This is a genomic window from Streptomyces sp. NPDC013457, assembly GCF_043089925.1.
Taxonomy (GTDB): Bacteria; Actinomycetota; Actinomycetes; order Streptomycetales; family Streptomycetaceae; genus Streptomyces.
The window spans coordinates 437,078-453,045 of the sequence record NZ_JBICBL010000005.1 but is presented as its reverse complement, the minus strand read 5'-3'; the positions used below and the strand labels follow the sequence as shown (position 1 = coordinate 453,045).

Here is a 15,968-nt window from a genome sequence, read left to right as displayed (position 1 = left end):
CACATGCTTTGAGCTGCGCCCCTGACCCCGCACCGGGCGTCCGGGGCGCAGTTCGGTTTCACCAGTTTTTCGACATCCGAGAGGGCTGAATCGCTCCCATGGCGAAGATCCTGAAGTTCGACGAGGACGCCCGTCGCGCCCTTGAGCGCGGCGTCAACAAGCTTGCCGACACCGTGAAGGTGACGATCGGCCCCAAGGGTCGCAATGTCGTCATCGACAAGAAGTTCGGCGCTCCCACCATCACCAACGACGGTGTCACGATCGCCCGCGAGGTCGAGATCGAGGACCCGTACGAGAACCTCGGCGCCCAGCTGGTGAAGGAGGTGGCGACCAAGACCAACGACATCGCGGGTGACGGCACCACCACCGCCACCGTGCTCGCCCAGGCGCTGGTCCGCGAGGGCCTGAAGAACGTCGCCGCCGGTGCCTCCCCGGCCGCCCTGAAGAAGGGCATCGACGCCGCGGTCAAGGCCGTCTCCGACGAGCTGCTCGCGACCGCCCGTCCGATCGAGGACAAGTCGGACATCGCCGCCGTGGCCGCGCTCTCCGCGCAGGACCAGCAGGTCGGCGAGCTCATCGCCGAGGCGATGGACAAGGTCGGCAAGGACGGTGTCATCACCGTCGAGGAGTCCAACACCTTCGGTCTGGAGCTCGACTTCACCGAGGGCATGGCCTTCGACAAGGGTTACCTGTCCCCGTACATGGTGACCGACCAGGAGCGTATGGAGGCCGTCCTCGACGACCCGTACATCCTGATCCACCAGGGCAAGATCTCCTCGATCCAGGACCTCCTGCCGCTCCTCGAGAAGGTCATCCAGGCCGGCTCCTCCAAGCCGCTGCTGATCATCGCCGAGGACGTCGAGGGCGAGGCCCTGTCGACCCTGGTCGTCAACAAGATCCGTGGCACCTTCAACGCCGTGGCCGTCAAGGCTCCCGGCTTCGGCGACCGCCGCAAGGCGATGCTCGGCGACATGGCCACCCTCACCGGTGCCACCGTCATCGCCGAGGAGGTCGGCCTCAAGCTCGACCAGGCCGGTCTGGACGTGCTGGGCACCGCCCGCCGCGTGACCATCACCAAGGACGACACCACCATCGTCGACGGTGGCGGCAACTCCGAGGACGTCGCGGGCCGCGTCAACCAGATCAAGGCCGAGATCGAGTCCACCGACTCCGACTGGGACCGCGAGAAGCTCCAGGAGCGCCTCGCGAAGCTGGCCGGCGGCGTGTGCGTGATCAAGGTCGGCGCCGCCACCGAGGTGGAGCTGAAGGAGAAGAAGCACCGTCTGGAGGACGCCATCTCCGCGACCCGCGCCGCGGTCGAGGAGGGCATCGTCTCCGGTGGTGGCTCCGCCCTGGTCCACGCCGTCAAGGTCCTGGAGGGCAACCTCGGCAAGACCGGCGACGAGGCCACGGGTGTCGCGGTCGTCCGCCGCGCCGCTGTCGAGCCGCTGCGCTGGATCGCCGAGAACGCCGGCCTCGAGGGCTACGTCATCACCTCGAAGGTGGCGGAGCTGGACAAGGGCAACGGCTTCAACGCCGCGACCGGCGAGTACGGCGACCTGGTCAAGGCCGGCGTCATCGACCCGGTGAAGGTGACGCGCTCCGCGCTGGAGAACGCCGCCTCGATCGCCTCCCTCCTCCTCACCACCGAGACCCTCGTGGTGGAGAAGAAGGAAGAGGAGCCGGCGGACGCGGGCCACGGCCACGGTCACGGCCACTCGCACTGACGCGCGCGTAAGCGACCACCGAGGTCCGGTGCCACCCCTCGCGGGGGCGCCGGACCTCGGTGCCTTCCGGGCCTGCCGTCCGGCTCCCGACCGCCCGACCGCCCTGGGGTCCGCCGCCCGGGTCCGGGGGTCCGACCGCCCGGGGGTCCGCCGCCGGGCCTACGCCTCCGAGGCCTCCACGGCGCCGAGCTGCTCCATGAGGCCGAGCAGGTCGTACTGCCACCAGCCTTCCGCGATCTTGCCGTCCTTCCTGAACTGGTGGATGGTCGTGCCGGACATCGAGACCTTCGTGCGGGCCGTGGTGGGCATGAGCCCCATGAAGTCGCCCTTGTGCGTCCCCACCCAGGTCCACCGCGTGCACACCCGGTCGCCCTCGGCGATCTGGTCGTTGACGGTGAAGTCGAAGTCGAACGCGCCCCGCCACATCTCCACCTGGCGCCGGATCGCGTCCATGCCGATGGTGTCCTGCTCGTTGGTCGGATCGTGGTCGTGGTAGCCCTCCGCGAGGACCTCGTCGAGTGGCGGAAGCTCGCCGTCGGCGGCGAGGAGCTCGAAGAACCGCTGGGCGTTGCCCTTGTACAGCTGGATGTCCCGCACGATGTCCAGGTCGGTGAAGGTCGGCATCTCGTCGCAGAGCGCCACCATCTCCCGGAAGATGCGGTCCGTCTCGGGGAGCTGCGAGTTGGTCATCGCCACCTCGTAGGAGGGGAACTCCACGATCTCCACGAGATGCTCCGAGTCGGAGCGGTCCTTGCCGATGACGCTGTGGCTGGCTGTCCGCTTGCCCTGGGTCTGCTCGACCCACTTGTCCATGAGCCGGTTCAGATCTTCGAACCGGCTGGTCTTGCAATCGATGATCTGTACGAAAGTCATGACACCTCCCGGACCGGGTGGGACCTTTCCAGTCTAGGTCCGCGGCCGTCCGGGGCCCGGCGTGGATCCCTCCGCGATCGGAAACAGATCGAATCGATCAGGCGGGGTGGACCCCTCCGGGAGCTCCGCAGGACGACCGCACCCGCAGCCGCGGCAGCAGGCTCAGATGCCTCCGGGCCGACTCCTCCTGACCGGTCTCCGTCAGCCGCTCCACCAGCAGTTCCGTGGCGTGCCTGCCCACTTGGCGCTTGGGCGGGGCGACCGCCGTGAGCGGGGTGTCGGCGAGCGCCGCGACCTCGTCGTCGTACGCGATGAGGGCCAGGTCCTCCGGCACCTTCACGCCCAGCTCCGCCAGCCGCCGGACGATCTCGATCGCGTCCACGTCGTTGTGGACCACCGCCGCGCCGGCGCGGCCCGAGGCCACCGCCTCGTGCAGGGCCCGCACCGCGGCCTCGAACCCCGCCGGATCCTGGTCGGCCGGTACGGAGTCGATCACCGGCCCGGGCGCCGTCAGGTCCAGCGTGGCCAGCGCCTCCGCGTAACCGGCGCGCACCGCGAGCGCGGTCGGGCTGTCGCCCCGGGCGACCAGCAGCGGGGTGCCGCGGCCGAGGCCGAGCAGATGGCGCAGGGCGAGCAGGACGCCGTGGCCGTGGTCGGAGACCACCCGGTCCAGGGCGTCCAGCGGACTGCCGGGGTCGGCCCGGCGCTCCAGGAGCACGGCGGGTACGGGGAGTTCGGCGAGCCAGTCCCCGTACGCCGGACGGTCCTCGGGGCCCCGCCAGCCGGGCGCGACGAGCACGCCCTCGGCGCCGGCCGCGAGCAGGCCCTCGGTGCGCGCCCGGTCCTCCTCGGGGCGGTAGTCCGAGATCCGCAGGATCAGCCGGGCACCGGCGTTCGCCGCCGCCTCGTGCGCTCCCCGGATGACCTCGGCGAAGTAGTACGTGGCCGAGGGCGCGAGCAGCCCCAGGACCAGGCCCTCGCCCGAGCGACGGGCCCCGGCAGCACGGACAGCACCGGCCGCCCCGGCAGCACTGCCCGCCACGCTGGGGGCCGCGTGCCGCGCAGGCCAGGAGACCTGTCCGTGCACCCGGTCGAGCAGCCCCCTGGCGGCCAGCGCCTCGACGTCGCGACGGGCGGTCACGGGGGAGACGCCGAGCCGGTCGGCGAGTTCGGCGACACGGGCGGTGCCGTTCTCGCGGACCAGGGCCAGGAGTCGGTCGTGTCGTTCGGCGGCACTCTCGCGCACGGTGTATCCCTCGCGTTCGGTCGGTCCGGCGGCTCGTCGGACCTGGAAGCGGAGCCTACGCCAGAATGATCGAACGGAAGGAGTTTCGATCATTCGCTCTGGTCCCATTGACGTTCGATCGGCGCCCGGCTCATGATTCCGGCGACGACGACCGACGACGACGTCCGCCTCAGGGAGCACCATGCCCACGCCGCCCGAGAACCGTGAGCTCAGTCCGTTCACCGGCTGGACCCGCGCCCACTGGGAGGACACCGCCGACCGCCTCCTGCTGGCCCTGCGACCGTACTCCTCGCCCCGCAACGGTCTCGTCGGCCTGCCGGGCCCCCGGCCCAGCCGGTCCGGCGCCCGCTCCGACGGCCTCGAAGGCCACGCCCGTACGTTCCTGCTCGCCGCCTTCCGTGTCGCCGGCGCCCGCGGAGCGGACCCGCACGGCCACCTGGCCCGCTACGCCGAGGGCCTCGCCGCCGGCACGGAGGCGCCGGGCGGGGAGGGGCCCGAATCCTGGCCGCTCCTCACCGACGTGCGCCAGGCGGTCGTCGAATCCGCCTCCGTCGCCCTCGCCCTGCGGCTGACCCGCCCCTGGCTCTGGGACACCCTCGACGACCGCACCCGCGGACAAGTCGTCGACTGGCTGCTGCCCGCCCTCGAACCCTCCCCGGTCGACAACAACTGGTGGCTCTTCGGCCTCACCGTCGCCGGCTTCCTCCGGGACGCCGGCATCGAGACGGACCGCGCGGCCGCCACGATCGACCGCGCCTCCGTCACCGTGCACCGCTCCCTCGACCGCATCGAGCGGTGGTACCTGGGAGACGGCTGGTACAGCGACGGCGACAACCGCGCCTTCGACCACTACAACGCCTGGGCCCTGCACTTCTACCCCGTCCTGCACGCCCACCTCTCCGGCGACCGGGACCTCCTCGACCGCTACGGCCCCCGCCTGCGCGCCCATCTCGACGACTACGTCCACCTCTTCGACGCGAACGGCGCCCCCGTCCCGTACGGACGCTCCCTCACCTACCGCTTCGCCGCGGCCGCCGCCCCCTGGCTCGGCACCCTCACCGGCCACACCCCGCTCACCCCCGGAGCCACCCGGCGTCTCGCCTCCGGCTCGCTGCGGTACTTCCTCGACCGGGGCGCGTGCGACGAGCGCGGACTGCTCACGCTCGGCTGGCACGGCCCGTACCCGCCGGTCGTCCAGAGCTACTCGGGACCCGCCTCGCCCTACTGGGCCTCCAAGGGCTTCCTCGGTCTCCTGCTGCCCGCCGGCCACCCGGCCTGGACCGACCCCGAGGAGCCCCTGCCCGCCGAGCGCGCCGACACCGTGCGCCCCGTCGCCCCGGCCGGGCTGCTCATCCACACCACCGCCGCCGACGGGGTCGTACGCCTCCACAACCACGGCAGCAACCACGTCGTCAGCGACCCGGACGGCGAGGACGACTCCGGCTACGCCCGCTACGCGTACTCCTCCCGCACCGGCCCGACCGCCCCGCCCGACCACGCCGACAACCACTTCGCCCTGGTCGTCGACGGCCGGGTCACCCGGCGCGGCCCGGCGACCCCGGCCGGCACCGGCCCCGGCTGGGCCGCCTCGCTCCACACCCCGCTCCCCGGGATCCGGGTCCTCTCCGCGACCCTGGCCCACGGACGCGCCGAGGTCCGCGCCCATCTCGTGCTCGGCGCCGCCGAGGGAACCCCCGTCCGCCAGACCGGCTGGGCCACCACCCCCGGCGGCCCGACGGCCCAACTGCACGCCGTCCACGGCTACCCGGGCGCCGCCGGGACCGTCCCGCTCGCCACCGGCGCCACGCTCCAGGGCGGTCCGCACACCCGCACCGCCGCCCTGCACGGCACCACGGGCGGAGCCGGATCCCTGTTCGTCGCCCTCGCCTCCCTCACCGCCGAACCGGACCCGGACCCCGTCACGGCCCTCGCCGCCGTCCGGGTCGCCGGCCGCACGATCCACGTGACCTGGCGGGACGGCACCGTGACGGCGATCGAACTGGACCCGAGCGAGGTGCGCGGGGCCTGAGTGCCCGAGGCGGGCGGGGCCATCCGCCGCCCGGAACCCGCTACTCGCCGCCCGGACCCCGCTACTTGGGGCCGTAGGTACGTCCGGCCCGGGAGGAGACCCCGCCGAGCAGACCGCGCGGAGTCAGCTTCACCACGCCCATCAGCGCCTTGTAGCGGGGATCGGGGATGGAGAGCGTCTTCCCGCGGGACAGGTCGTGCAGCGCCGTGGCCACCAGCTTGTCCGCGTCGAGCCACATCCAGCCCGGGATGTTCTCCGTCCCCATGCCGGCCCGCTCGTGGAACTCCGTCCGCACGAAGCCCGGACAGAGCGCCATGAGCCGTACGCCGCTGTCCGCCAGGTCGCGTGCCGCGCCCTGGGTGAACTGCACGACCCACGCCTTCGACGCCCCGTACGTGCCCCGGGGGACGAACGCCGCCACCGAGGCCACGTTGACGACCCCGCCCCGGCCGCGGGCGCGCATGGACTCCGCCGCCGCCGACGTCAGCCGGAGCACCGCCTCGCAGTGCACGGTCAGCATCTTCAACTCGTCGGCCATGGAGACTTCCAGGAACCGGCCCTTGTTGCCGAAGCCCGCGTTGTTCACCAGCAGGTCCACCGGATGCTTCGGATCCGAGAGCCGGGCCTCCACGGCCGCGATCCCCTTCTCCTCGGCCAGGTCCGCCGCCAGGACCTCGGCCTCGATGCCGTGCCGGTCGTGCAGTTCGGTCGCCTGCTCCCGCAGCCGCTTCACATCGCGGGCCACCAGCACGACGTCGTGTCCGTCCGCCGCCAGCCTCCGCGCGAAGGCGGCCCCGATACCCGCCGTCGCGCCTGTAATCAGTGCACTCGTCATGGGCGGCACGTTAGTGCCCCGGGCCCGGACCTCCGCGATCAGGAGCCGGTGCCGTACTTCTCCGTGTGGGTACGGGCCAGTTCGAGCAGTTCGCCGTCCATCCACGCGGCGGCGGCCAGGGTGCGCGGCAGCAGCGAGCGCTCGGTCGTCACGGCCCGGTGCAGCAGGGAGACCGTGATGTCGTGGTCGGGGCGGCGGACGACCTCGACCGGGTCGCCGACCGTGAACGCGCCCGGCCCGATCACGCGCAGCAGGGCGCCGGGGCCCGCGGCCGACCCCATGAAGCGCCGGACCCACCCCTTCTCCCCGACGAAGCCCGCGAAGGTGCGGCAGGGGATGCGGCCACCGGTCACTTCGAGGACCACCTCGGGGCCGACCCGCCAGCGCTCGCCGATCAGGGCCCCGTTCACGTCGAGCCCGAGGGTGGTGAGGTTCTCCCCGAAGGAGCCGTTGGCCAGCGGTCGGCCCAGCTCGCGCTCCCAGGCGTCCATGTCCTCGCGGGCGAAGGCGGACACGGCGCGGTCGTTCCCGCCGTGGAAGCGGAGGTCGCACACGCTGTCCCCGGCGAGCCCGCTCGCCCCGACACCGCGCGGGCCCGGCGCCTCGACCCGTACCGGACCCTCCACCGGACGCTTGTCGATGCCGGTCGTCCCGGAGGGCGCGTCCGTGTACTCCACGGCCATGGCACGCCCGACATTCACGCTCAGAACCTTCATAACGGCACCATAAGTCCTGTCCAGGTCAAAGCTGTCCAGAGATATTCGCCTAGAAGCCCAAGCATCGCTTATGCTCGAACCATGATCGAGGCCCGCCATCTCCGCGTCCTGCGCGCCGTCGCCGCGACCGGCTCCTTCTCCGCCGCCGCGCGCGAACTCGGCTGCACCCAGCCCGCGGTGAGCCAGCAGATGAAGGCGCTGGAGAGCTCCGCCGGTACGACCCTGCTCATCAGGACCGGCCGCGAGATGCGGCTCACGCAGGCGGGCGAGGCCCTGGTCCGGCACGCCTCGGGCATCCTCGCGGGGCTCACCGCCGCCGAGGAGGAGGTGGCCGCTATCGCGGGGCTGCGCGCCGGCCGCGTCCGGCTGGTCTCCTTCCCCAGCGGCAGCTCGACGCTGGTCCCGACCGCCCTCGCCGCCCTGCGCGCGGCGCACCCGGGCACACGGGTCTCGCTGGTGGAGGCCGAACCGCCGCGCTCGGTGGAGATGCTGCGCGAGGGCGACTGCGACGTGGCCCTGGCCTTCCGCTACGGAGCGGGGCCGGCGGAGTGGGACGACCTGATCGTCCGGCCGCTGCTCGCCGACCGCCTGGTCGGCCTCGTGCCCGAGGGGCACCGCCTCGCCGACGCCGACGCGGTCGGCATCGCCGAGCTGGCCGAGGAGTCCTGGATCGCGGGCTGCCCGCGCTGCAGGCGCCAGCTCGTGGAGGTGTGCGAGGAGGCCGGGTTCACCCCGCGCATCGACTTCGCCACCGACGACTACCCGGCCGTGGTCGGGCTCGTCGGCGCCGGTCTGGGCGTCGCGGTCCTGCCGCAGCTGGCCATCGAGTCCGTACGTCCCAAGGGGGCACGGACCGTGGTCGTGGAGCCGGCCGTGGAGCGCGAGATCGTCGCCCTCACGCTGCCCGACCTGGCCAAGGTCCCGGCGGTCGCGGCGACCCTCGACGAACTGACCAGGGCAGCCGGACGCTGACGGATCCGCACCCTCGCGCCCCCTGGGCGCGTGGTGTGACCCCGGGGGCCGGGTGAGGCTCGACCCCCGGCCCCGTCAGGGGCAGAAGAAACGTTCCTTCATGTCTTCGGGCGAACAGAGGTTCAGGCGCGCCCTACGCCTGTCGAACCCGACGCCGTGGCCGAAGCCGTGATCAGACGGTTGCGGGCCCGTCCCATGAGCTCTTCGCGTTCGTCCTCGGTGAGGCCGCCCCAGACGCCGTAGGGCTCGCGTACGGCGAGTGCGTGTGCCGCGCACTCCGCGCGTACCGGGCACCGCATGCAGACCTCTTTCGCCGAGTTCTCGCGCGCACTCCGTGCCGCGCCACGCTCTCCCTCGGGGTGGAAGAACAGGGAACTGTCGACTCCGCGGCAGGCCGCGAGCAGCTGCCAGTCCCAAAGATCGGCGTTGGGTCCCGGAAGGCGGGAGAAATCTGCCATTGCGCTTGTCCCCTTGAAACCGTGTCGAACGGATTGGTGGGCGGGTGGATGGCTGATGTGCCGGGGGCCCTTCGCCCCCCGTGCGTCTCGCGTACCCGCTCCTGCGGGTTCGACCCGACAGTACAACTACTGTCTAAGTAGATGTAAATATGACTCATTGCGAATCTAGCCACAGACACCACAAAAAGGGAAGAAAAGCCGCTAAATGGGGCATAGCTTCCAGTGAAGGACGCATGACCTGCGGCGCTCTCCTCCGCGCACGCTCCCTCACGTAGAGTGCCGAAGGCGGCCGTCCGACCCGTAACTCTTTCGAGTGACCATCGTTGAGAGTGCGGAGGCGGTTGAAGGAACAAGCGCTCGGGCAGGTGTCCGAGGGCGTCAACCGCACAGGTGACGATACGTACCAGCCCTGGAGGCTCTAGGTGACGCGCATCAGCTGCGGAGGGCGGCCATGACATCCGTCCTCGTCTGCGACGACTCCCCGCTTGCCCGAGAGGCTCTTCGCCGCGCGGTCGCGACCGTGCCCGGCGTGGAGCGCGTGACCACCGCGGCCAACGGCGAGGAAGTCCTCCGCCGCTGGGGCGCGGACCGCTCGGACCTGATTCTGATGGACGTACGCATGCCCGGTCTGGGCGGCGTGGAGACCGTCCGCCGACTGCTGTCCGCCGACCCCGGCGCCCGCATCATCATGCTCACCGTCGCGGAAGACCTGGACGGTGTCGCGCTCGCGGTCGCCGCGGGCGCCCGTGGCTATCTGCACAAGGACGCCTCGCGCGCCGAGCTGCGGGCCACGGTCACCCAGGCCCTCGCCGACCCGACCTGGCGGCTCGCCCCGCGCCGGCTGCGGTCGGCCGAGATGGGCGCGGCGCCGACGCTCACCGCACGTGAGATCCAGGTGCTCGAAGGCATGAGCCACGGCCGGTCCAACGCGGAGATCGGACGCGAGCTCTTCCTTTCGGAGGACACGGTGAAGACGCACGCCCGCCGGCTCTTCAAGAAGCTGGGCGCATCGGACCGGGCGCACGCCGTCGCCCTCGGCTTCCGGTGGGGCCTGGTCCGCTAGGGCATGTTTCGAAAGCCCGTCCGGCCGGGAACGCCTGGCTCGCACGCTCGACGTGTTGTCGGTCGTCAGTGCAGCCCGCTGCGCTTTCCTCCCTCCGCCGTGCGCACGCTCCCCCAAGCTCTCGGCTGCGCTCGAGCAGGGGGACCCCCATGACGCTCCCGGCCCCGCCCTTCGGGCGAACGACGCTGCTTTCGAAACACGCCCTCGGCGACGACCGGCCGTTTCCCCGTCCGCCGGGTGCCGGCGGGGCGGTAGCCCGGGGCCCTGTCACGCAGGCTGTCGGGCCTCCGCCGCGGCGGCTTGTGTCACTTCCGCGCGGGATGCCGCATCCTTGAGATGTGGAGTTCCTCGGGGACGAGTCGATCGAGCGGAAGGGGAGGGCGCAGGAGATGAGTTCCGGCGCACCTGCTCATAACGCTTCGGTGCACAACAACGGACGCGGTGCCGCGGACGCCGAGGCGTCAAGGCACCATGGAGCGATGCGCGACGACGAGACCATGGGATCCCCCATGCCCGTAGGGCCAGGGGAGATCGGTGCGCTCGTCCACCGCGCCGTCGAGGGTGACGAGCAGGCCACGCACGACCTTCTGGCGCGCGTGCACCCGCTGGCGCTGCGCTACTGCCGTACGCGGCTGAACCGGCTGCCCGGCGATGCCCGCCACTTCGTCGAGGACCTCGCGCAGGAGGTCTGCGTCGCCGTACTGATGGCGCTGCCGCGCTACAAGGACACGGGCAGGCCCTTCGAGGCCTTCGTCTTCGCCATCGCCGGACACAAGGTCGCCGATCTGCAGCGGGCCGCGATGCGGCACCCGGGCTCGACGGCCGTGCCCTCCGACGAGATGCCCGAACGGCCCGACGACTCGCTGGGCCCGGAGGAGCGCGCGCTGCTCAGCGACGATGCCGAATGGGCCAAGAAGCTGCTCGCCAATCTCCCGGAGAACCAGCGCGAGCTGCTGGTCCTGCGGGTGGCGGTCGGTCTCACGGCCGAGGAGACGGGCCAGATGCTCGGGATGTCCCCGGGGGCGGTACGGGTGGCGCAGCACCGCGCGCTCAGCCGCCTTCGGGCACTGGCCGAGCAGTAAGGGTCGACGAGGGTCGGTGGCCCTCACGTATACGTACGAACGTCCAAAGCTGCTCTCTGATCTTGATCGTGGAATGAGACACCGTCGAGGCCCGTTAGCATGGACATCCGCACCGATCAAGGCCATTGGGGAAGGTGTCATGACTGTCAACGTCGACGGAGTGCCCGGTAAATTCGCGACACTCGGGCTGACCTACGACGACGTACTGCTGCTGCCGGGAGCATCCGAGGTGCTTCCCAACGCGGTCGACACCTCGTCCCGCATCTCGCGCAACGTCCGGGTCAACATCCCGCTGCTCTCCGCGGCGATGGACAAGGTGACCGAGTCGCGCATGGCGATCGCGATGGCCCGTCTGGGCGGCGTCGGCGTGCTGCACCGGAACCTGTCCGTCGAGGACCAGGTCAACCAGGTCGACCTCGTCAAGCGCTCCGAGTCCGGCATGGTCACGGACCCCATCACCGTCCACCCCGAGGCGACGCTCGCCGAGGCGGACGCGCTGTGCGCCAAGTTCCGCATCAGCGGTGTCCCGGTCACCAACCCGGACGGCAAGCTGCTCGGCATCGTGACCAACCGGGACATGGCCTTCGAGAGCGACCGCAGCCGCCAGGTCCGCGAGGTCATGACCCCGATGCCGCTGGTCACCGGCAAGGTCGGCATCTCCGGCGTCGACGCCATGGAGCTGCTGCGCCGCCACAAGATCGAGAAGCTGCCGCTGGTCGACGACGAGGGCGTGCTCAAGGGCCTCATCACCGTCAAGGACTTCGTCAAGGCGGAGAAGTACCCGAACGCCGCCAAGGACTCCGAGGGCCGTCTGCTCGTCGGTGCCGCCGTGGGCGCCAGCCCCGAGGCGCTGGAGCGCGCCCAGGCGCTCGCCGCCGCCGGCGTGGACTTCCTGGTCGTCGACACCTCGCACGGCCACAACAGCAACGCCCTGAGCTGGATGGCGAAGATCAAGTCGAGCGTGAACGTCGACGTGATCGGCGGCAACGTCGCCACGCGTGACGGCGCGCAGGCGCTGATCGACGCCGGTGTCGACGGCATCAAGGTCGGTGTCGGCCCGGGCTCCATCTGCACCACCCGCGTGGTCGCCGGCATCGGCGTCCCGCAGGTCACCGCCATCTACGAGGCCTCGCTCGCGGCCCGTCCCGCCGGTGTCCCGCTGATCGGCGACGGCGGTCTGCAGTACTCCGGCGACATCGGCAAGGCGCTGGCCGCCGGCGCCGACACGGTCATGCTCGGCAGCCTCCTCGCAGGCTGTGAGGAGTCGCCCGGCGAGCTGCTCTTCATCAACGGCAAGCAGTTCAAGTCGTACCGCGGCATGGGCTCGCTCGGTGCCATGCAGTCCCGCGGCCAGGGCCGGTCGTACTCGAAGGACCGCTACTTCCAGGCCGAGGTCGCCTCCGACGACAAGCTCGTGCCCGAGGGCGTCGAGGGCCAGGTCCCGTACCGCGGTCCGCTCTCCAACGTCCTGCACCAGCTCGTCGGCGGCCTCCGCCAGACGATGGGCTATGTGGGCGCGGCCACCGTCGCCGAGATGGAGTCCAAGGGCCGGTTCGTCCGGATCACCTCCGCGGGCCTCAAGGAGAGCCACCCGCACGACATCCAGATGACGGTCGAGGCGCCGAACTACAGCAGGAAGTAACGCAGCGCGACGCGTGGGGCGGTTCCGGCATGTGGCCGGAGCCGCCCCACGCGCGTGTGTCGGGGATACTGGTAGGCGCAGACGTAGAGGGAAAGGCCACACATCGTGACTGAGATCGAGATCGGGCGCGGCAAGCGCGGCCGCAGGGCGTACGCGTTCGACGACATCGCCGTCGTTCCGAGCCGGCGCACCCGGGACCCGAAGGAGGTCTCGATCGCCTGGCAGATCGACGCCTACCGCTTCGAGCTCCCCTTCCTGGCCGCCCCCATGGACTCGGTGGTCTCGCCGCAGACCGCCATCCGGATCGGCGAGCTGGGCGGCCTGGGCGTGCTGAACCTCGAGGGTCTGTGGACCCGGTACGAGGACCCGCAGCCGCTGCTCGACGAGATCGCGGAGATGGACGAGTCCACCGCGACCCGCCGTCTGCAGGAGATCTACGCGGCCCCGATCAAGGAAGAGCTGATCGGGCAGCGCATCAAGGAGGTGCGCGACTCCGGTGTGATCACCGCCGCCGCGCTCTCCCCGCAGCGCACCGCGCAGTTCTCCAAGGCCGTCGTCGACGCCGGCGTGGACATCTTCGTCATCCGCGGCACGACGGTCTCCGCCGAGCACGTCTCGGGCGCGGCCGAGCCGCTGAACCTCAAGCAGTTCATCTACGAGCTCGACGTCCCGGTCATCGTCGGCGGCTGCGCCACGTACACCGCGGCCCTGCACCTGATGCGCACCGGCGCGGCGGGCGTCCTGGTCGGCTTCGGCGGCGGCGCGGCGCACACCACGCGCAACGTGCTCGGCATCCAGGTCCCGATGGCGACCGCGGTCGCCGACGTGGCCGCGGCCCGTCGTGACTACATGGACGAGTCCGGCGGCCGGTACGTCCACGTGATCGCGGACGGCGGCGTGGGCTGGTCGGGCGACCTGCCGAAGGCGATCGCCTGCGGTGCCGACTCGGTCATGATCGGTTCCCCGCTGGCCCGCGCCACGGACGCGCCGGGCAAGGGGCACCACTGGGGCATGGAGGCCGTCCACGAGGACGTGCCGCGCGGCAAGCTGGTCGACCTGGGCATCGTCGGCACCACCGAGGAGATCCTCACCGGTCCGTCGCACACCCCGGACGGCTCGATGAACTTCTTCGGCGCGCTGCGCCGGGCGATGGCGACGACGGGCTACAGCGAGCTCAAGGAGTTCCAGCGCGTCGAGGTCACGGTCGCGGACTCCCAGCACAAGCGCTGACACCGGTCCGTCCCGTACTCCCGTACGCGAAGGGGCCCCGCACCACTCGGTGCGGGGCCCCTTCGCGTACGGGGACGTTACTGGGAGGCCTTCTTCGAGCCCGCGAACGCGGCGAACGCGGCCAGGCCGAAGAACAGGAACGTCATGAAGTCCTTGCTCTCGCTCCAGACCCCCGTCACGAGGTCGAGCTGCTCGACGAACATGTCCGTCGCGGAGACGTTCAGCTCCTTGCCCAGGATGATCGCGATCGCCAGGAGCTGGCCGACGTAGACGGCCCCGAGGGACAGTACGGCGCCGACCACCGGCAGGGCGGGGTTACGGCCGCCGACCTTGCCGGCGGCGAAGCCGACGAGGAAGCCGACGCCCACGGCGGCGTAGCCGATCTCCCGGTCGACGGCGCCGGCGAGGCCGCCGTAGAGACCCGCGCCGACGAGAGCCGCGACCAGGGCGGCGACGAGGCCGAGGGCCACGTTGTCGCGTGCGGGCGCCGGCGGCGGGGCGGCCGGGTACGGGGTGGGCGCGGCGCCCTCGGCGAACGGGTTGCCGGGCGGCGGAACGGGCTGAGACATGGTGCTGATCCCCCCAGGGACACGGGCGCACGGATGTGCGATCAAGAGCCCGGAGAGTAACAGCCCGCTCCGACACCGCGCCCGCCGGTTTCAGAGGCGGTGGGCCGCGCCCGCCGGGGTGGCGCCGCGGGTGTCGAGGAGAAGCTGCGCCTTGACCGCCAGGCCCTGGAGGTCGTAGGTGCGGTGGTGCTGCAGAAGGACCGTCAGGTCGGCGTGGGCGGCGGCCTCGTAGAGGGAGTCGGCGCGCGGGACCGGGACGTCGCGGACGCGCCAGTCCGGGACGTGCGGGTCGTGGTAGCTGACGACCGCGCCCAGGTCCATCAGGCGGCGCGCGATCTCGTCGGCGGGGGAGCCCTCCCGGTCGGCGAGATCGGGTTTGTACGTGATGCCGAGCAGAAGGACCCGGGCTCCGCGGGCCGACTTGCCGTGCTCGTTGAGCAGGGTCGCGCAGCGCTGGATGACGTACTGCGGCATGCGCTCGTTGACCTGGGTGGCCAGCTCGACCATCCGGAGCGGGCGGTGGGTGCCGAGGCGCTCGACGGGGGCGCCGTGGCCGCCGACGCCGGGGCCGGGGCGGAAGGCCTGGAAGCCGAAGGGCTTGGTCTCGGCGCAGCGGATGACGTCCCACAGGTCGACGCCGAGTTCGTGGCAGAGCACCGCCATCTCGTTGACGAGCGCGATGTTGACGTGCCGGAAGTTGGTCTCCAGGAGCTTGACCGTCTCGGCCTCGCGCGGGCCGCGCGCGCGGACGACCTTGTCGGTGAGCCGGCCGTAGAAGGCGGCGGCGGACTCCGTGCAGGCCGGGGTGAGGCCGCCGATGACCTTGGGCGTGCCGGTGAAGCCGTGCGCCCGGTTTCCGGGGTCCAGCCGGCCGGGGGAGTACGCGAGGTGGAAGTCGCGGCCCGCGCGCAGCCCGGAGCCCTCCTCCAGGACGTCCCTCAGCACACCTTCGGTGGTGCCGGGGTGGACGGGGGATTCGAGCAGGACGGTCGTGTGGGGCCGCAGCCTCGCGGCGAGGGCGCGCGCGGCGTCGACGACGGCCGTGAGGTCGAGGTTCCGGTCGGGGCCGAGCATGGTCGGGGCGCAGATGACGGCCGTACGGACCCGGCCGAGTTCGGCCGGGTTGGTGGTCGGCCGGAAGCCTCCCGAGAGCATCCGGCGGATCTCCGACGCGGTGAGCGAGCCGTCGACGGGCGGGCGCCCGGCGGCGAGTTCGGCGACGGGCCGGGCGTCGGTGTCGTAGCCGATGGTGTCGACGCCGGCGGCGATCGCGGCCTGGGCGAGGGGGAGTCCGAGGTGGCCGAGGCCGATGACGGCGAGGTCAGCGGGCATGAAGGTGGGCCGTCCTTCCCAATAGCCGGAGGGGACGAGACGCGCAAGCCCGGTGGACAGAACGGGGCGAGTGCAATGTCAGACTAGGCGTAAATATGACCGATATGCCGCATTGCGTGGTCAAAGGTCGCCGAGTGTTATCCACAGGCGGTGGCTGAAGTCGGAGGGCCGGGACAGAATCAACTCTGTGAGCC

The 15,968-nt window shown here is 71.5% G+C and carries 14 protein-coding genes; 7 read left to right on the top strand and 7 right to left on the bottom strand.

Going from position 1 to position 15,968, the window contains the following annotated elements:
* Positions 1–98 precede the first annotated feature (98 nt).
* Complete coding sequence (gene groL, locus ACF1G2_RS16560) at positions 99–1,727, top strand: chaperonin GroEL (RefSeq protein ID WP_391798939.1); 1,629 nt, start codon at positions 99–101, stop codon at positions 1,725–1,727.
* A 159-nt stretch (positions 1,728–1,886) separates the two neighbouring features.
* On the opposite strand, the gene ACF1G2_RS16555 is transcribed toward groL, so the two are convergent.
* Both ACF1G2_RS16555 and ACF1G2_RS16550 read right to left on the bottom strand, forming a co-directional pair.
* A complete protein-coding gene (locus ACF1G2_RS16555) occupies positions 1,887–2,600 on the bottom strand; it encodes an ester cyclase (protein WP_391798938.1) in 714 nt (237 codons plus the stop codon).
* Positions 2,601–2,697: 97 nt separating this feature from the next.
* Positions 2,698–3,846 carry a substrate-binding domain-containing protein gene (locus ACF1G2_RS16550; protein ID WP_391798937.1) on the bottom strand — a complete coding sequence of 383 codons (1,149 nt, stop codon included), beginning with the start codon at positions 3,844–3,846 and terminating at the stop codon, positions 2,698–2,700.
* A 181-nt stretch (positions 3,847–4,027) separates the two neighbouring features.
* On the opposite strand from ACF1G2_RS16550, the gene ACF1G2_RS16545 reads away from it, so the two are divergent.
* A complete protein-coding gene (locus tag ACF1G2_RS16545; RefSeq protein WP_391798936.1) occupies positions 4,028–5,875 on the top strand; it encodes a DUF2264 domain-containing protein in 1,848 nt (615 codons plus the stop codon).
* A gap of 61 nt (positions 5,876–5,936) precedes the next feature.
* Here ACF1G2_RS16545 and ACF1G2_RS16540 read toward each other — a convergent pair whose 3' ends face one another.
* Entirely contained in the window at positions 5,937–6,710 is a 774-nt protein-coding gene (locus ACF1G2_RS16540; protein ID WP_391798935.1) for an SDR family NAD(P)-dependent oxidoreductase, read from the bottom strand.
* A gap of 38 nt (positions 6,711–6,748) precedes the next feature.
* Positions 6,749–7,426: an MOSC domain-containing protein gene (locus ACF1G2_RS16535; RefSeq protein WP_391798934.1), complete on the bottom strand. Its 678-nt coding sequence runs from the start codon at positions 7,424–7,426 to the stop codon at positions 6,749–6,751.
* A gap of 81 nt (positions 7,427–7,507) precedes the next feature.
* Here ACF1G2_RS16535 and ACF1G2_RS16530 point away from each other — a divergent pair, with 81 nt between their 5' ends.
* Positions 7,508–8,398, top strand: coding sequence for a LysR family transcriptional regulator (locus ACF1G2_RS16530; RefSeq protein ID WP_383223176.1), 891 nt, complete (start codon positions 7,508–7,510; stop codon positions 8,396–8,398).
* Between the two features lie 122 nt (positions 8,399–8,520).
* On the opposite strand, the gene ACF1G2_RS16525 is transcribed toward ACF1G2_RS16530, so the two are convergent.
* Entirely contained in the window at positions 8,521–8,856 is a 336-nt protein-coding gene (locus ACF1G2_RS16525; RefSeq protein WP_391798933.1) for a WhiB family transcriptional regulator, read from the bottom strand.
* Positions 8,857–9,307: 451 nt separating this feature from the next.
* On the opposite strand from ACF1G2_RS16525, the gene ACF1G2_RS16520 reads away from it, so the two are divergent.
* The 4 genes from ACF1G2_RS16520 (at position 9,308) to ACF1G2_RS16505 (ending at position 13,873) form a co-directional block, all read left to right on the top strand.
* On the top strand, positions 9,308–9,919 hold the full coding sequence (locus tag ACF1G2_RS16520) for a response regulator transcription factor (RefSeq protein ID WP_003948568.1): 612 nt from the start codon (positions 9,308–9,310) through the stop codon (positions 9,917–9,919).
* Between the two features lie 479 nt (positions 9,920–10,398).
* Complete coding sequence (locus tag ACF1G2_RS16515) at positions 10,399–11,001, top strand: sigma-70 family RNA polymerase sigma factor (protein ID WP_352188430.1); 603 nt, start codon at positions 10,399–10,401, stop codon at positions 10,999–11,001.
* A 139-nt stretch (positions 11,002–11,140) separates the two neighbouring features.
* Positions 11,141–12,643 carry an IMP dehydrogenase gene (gene guaB / locus ACF1G2_RS16510; RefSeq protein WP_391798932.1) on the top strand — a complete coding sequence of 501 codons (1,503 nt, stop codon included), beginning with the start codon at positions 11,141–11,143 and terminating at the stop codon, positions 12,641–12,643.
* A 105-nt stretch (positions 12,644–12,748) separates the two neighbouring features.
* Positions 12,749–13,873, top strand: a complete 1,125-nt coding sequence (locus tag ACF1G2_RS16505; protein WP_391798931.1) for a GuaB3 family IMP dehydrogenase-related protein — start codon at positions 12,749–12,751, stop codon at positions 13,871–13,873.
* A 77-nt stretch (positions 13,874–13,950) separates the two neighbouring features.
* Here ACF1G2_RS16505 and ACF1G2_RS16500 read toward each other — a convergent pair whose 3' ends face one another.
* Positions 13,951–14,442 carry a hypothetical protein gene (locus tag ACF1G2_RS16500; RefSeq protein ID WP_391798930.1) on the bottom strand — a complete coding sequence of 164 codons (492 nt, stop codon included), beginning with the start codon at positions 14,440–14,442 and terminating at the stop codon, positions 13,951–13,953.
* A 90-nt stretch (positions 14,443–14,532) separates the two neighbouring features.
* Positions 14,533–15,774: a nucleotide sugar dehydrogenase gene (locus ACF1G2_RS16495; protein ID WP_391798929.1), complete on the bottom strand. Its 1,242-nt coding sequence runs from the start codon at positions 15,772–15,774 to the stop codon at positions 14,533–14,535.
* Positions 15,775–15,968 lie beyond the last annotated feature (194 nt).

What these genes read in the sequence shown, in the direction of transcription:
- guaB (WP_391798932.1), top strand. Translation starts at nt 11,141, where the DNA reads ATGACTGTCAACGTCGACGGAGTGCCCGGTAAATTCGCGACACTCGGG.
- ACF1G2_RS16545 (WP_391798936.1), top strand. Translation starts at nt 4,028, where the DNA reads ATGCCCACGCCGCCCGAGAACCGTGAGCTCAGTCCGTTCACCGGCTGG.
- ACF1G2_RS16540 (WP_391798935.1), bottom strand. Translation starts at nt 6,710, where the DNA reads ATGACGAGTGCACTGATTACAGGCGCGACGGCGGGTATCGGGGCCGCC.
- ACF1G2_RS16515 (WP_352188430.1), top strand. Translation starts at nt 10,399, where the DNA reads ATGCGCGACGACGAGACCATGGGATCCCCCATGCCCGTAGGGCCAGGG.
- ACF1G2_RS16535 (WP_391798934.1), bottom strand. Translation starts at nt 7,426, where the DNA reads ATGAAGGTTCTGAGCGTGAATGTCGGGCGTGCCATGGCCGTGGAGTAC.
- ACF1G2_RS16530 (WP_383223176.1), top strand. Translation starts at nt 7,508, where the DNA reads ATGATCGAGGCCCGCCATCTCCGCGTCCTGCGCGCCGTCGCCGCGACC.
- ACF1G2_RS16525 (WP_391798933.1), bottom strand. Translation starts at nt 8,856, where the DNA reads ATGGCAGATTTCTCCCGCCTTCCGGGACCCAACGCCGATCTTTGGGAC.
- ACF1G2_RS16500 (WP_391798930.1), bottom strand. Translation starts at nt 14,442, where the DNA reads ATGTCTCAGCCCGTTCCGCCGCCCGGCAACCCGTTCGCCGAGGGCGCC.
- ACF1G2_RS16555 (WP_391798938.1), bottom strand. Translation starts at nt 2,600, where the DNA reads ATGACTTTCGTACAGATCATCGATTGCAAGACCAGCCGGTTCGAAGAT.
- groL (WP_391798939.1), top strand. Translation starts at nt 99, where the DNA reads ATGGCGAAGATCCTGAAGTTCGACGAGGACGCCCGTCGCGCCCTTGAG.
- ACF1G2_RS16520 (WP_003948568.1), top strand. Translation starts at nt 9,308, where the DNA reads ATGACATCCGTCCTCGTCTGCGACGACTCCCCGCTTGCCCGAGAGGCT.
- ACF1G2_RS16495 (WP_391798929.1), bottom strand. Translation starts at nt 15,774, where the DNA reads ATGCCCGCTGACCTCGCCGTCATCGGCCTCGGCCACCTCGGACTCCCC.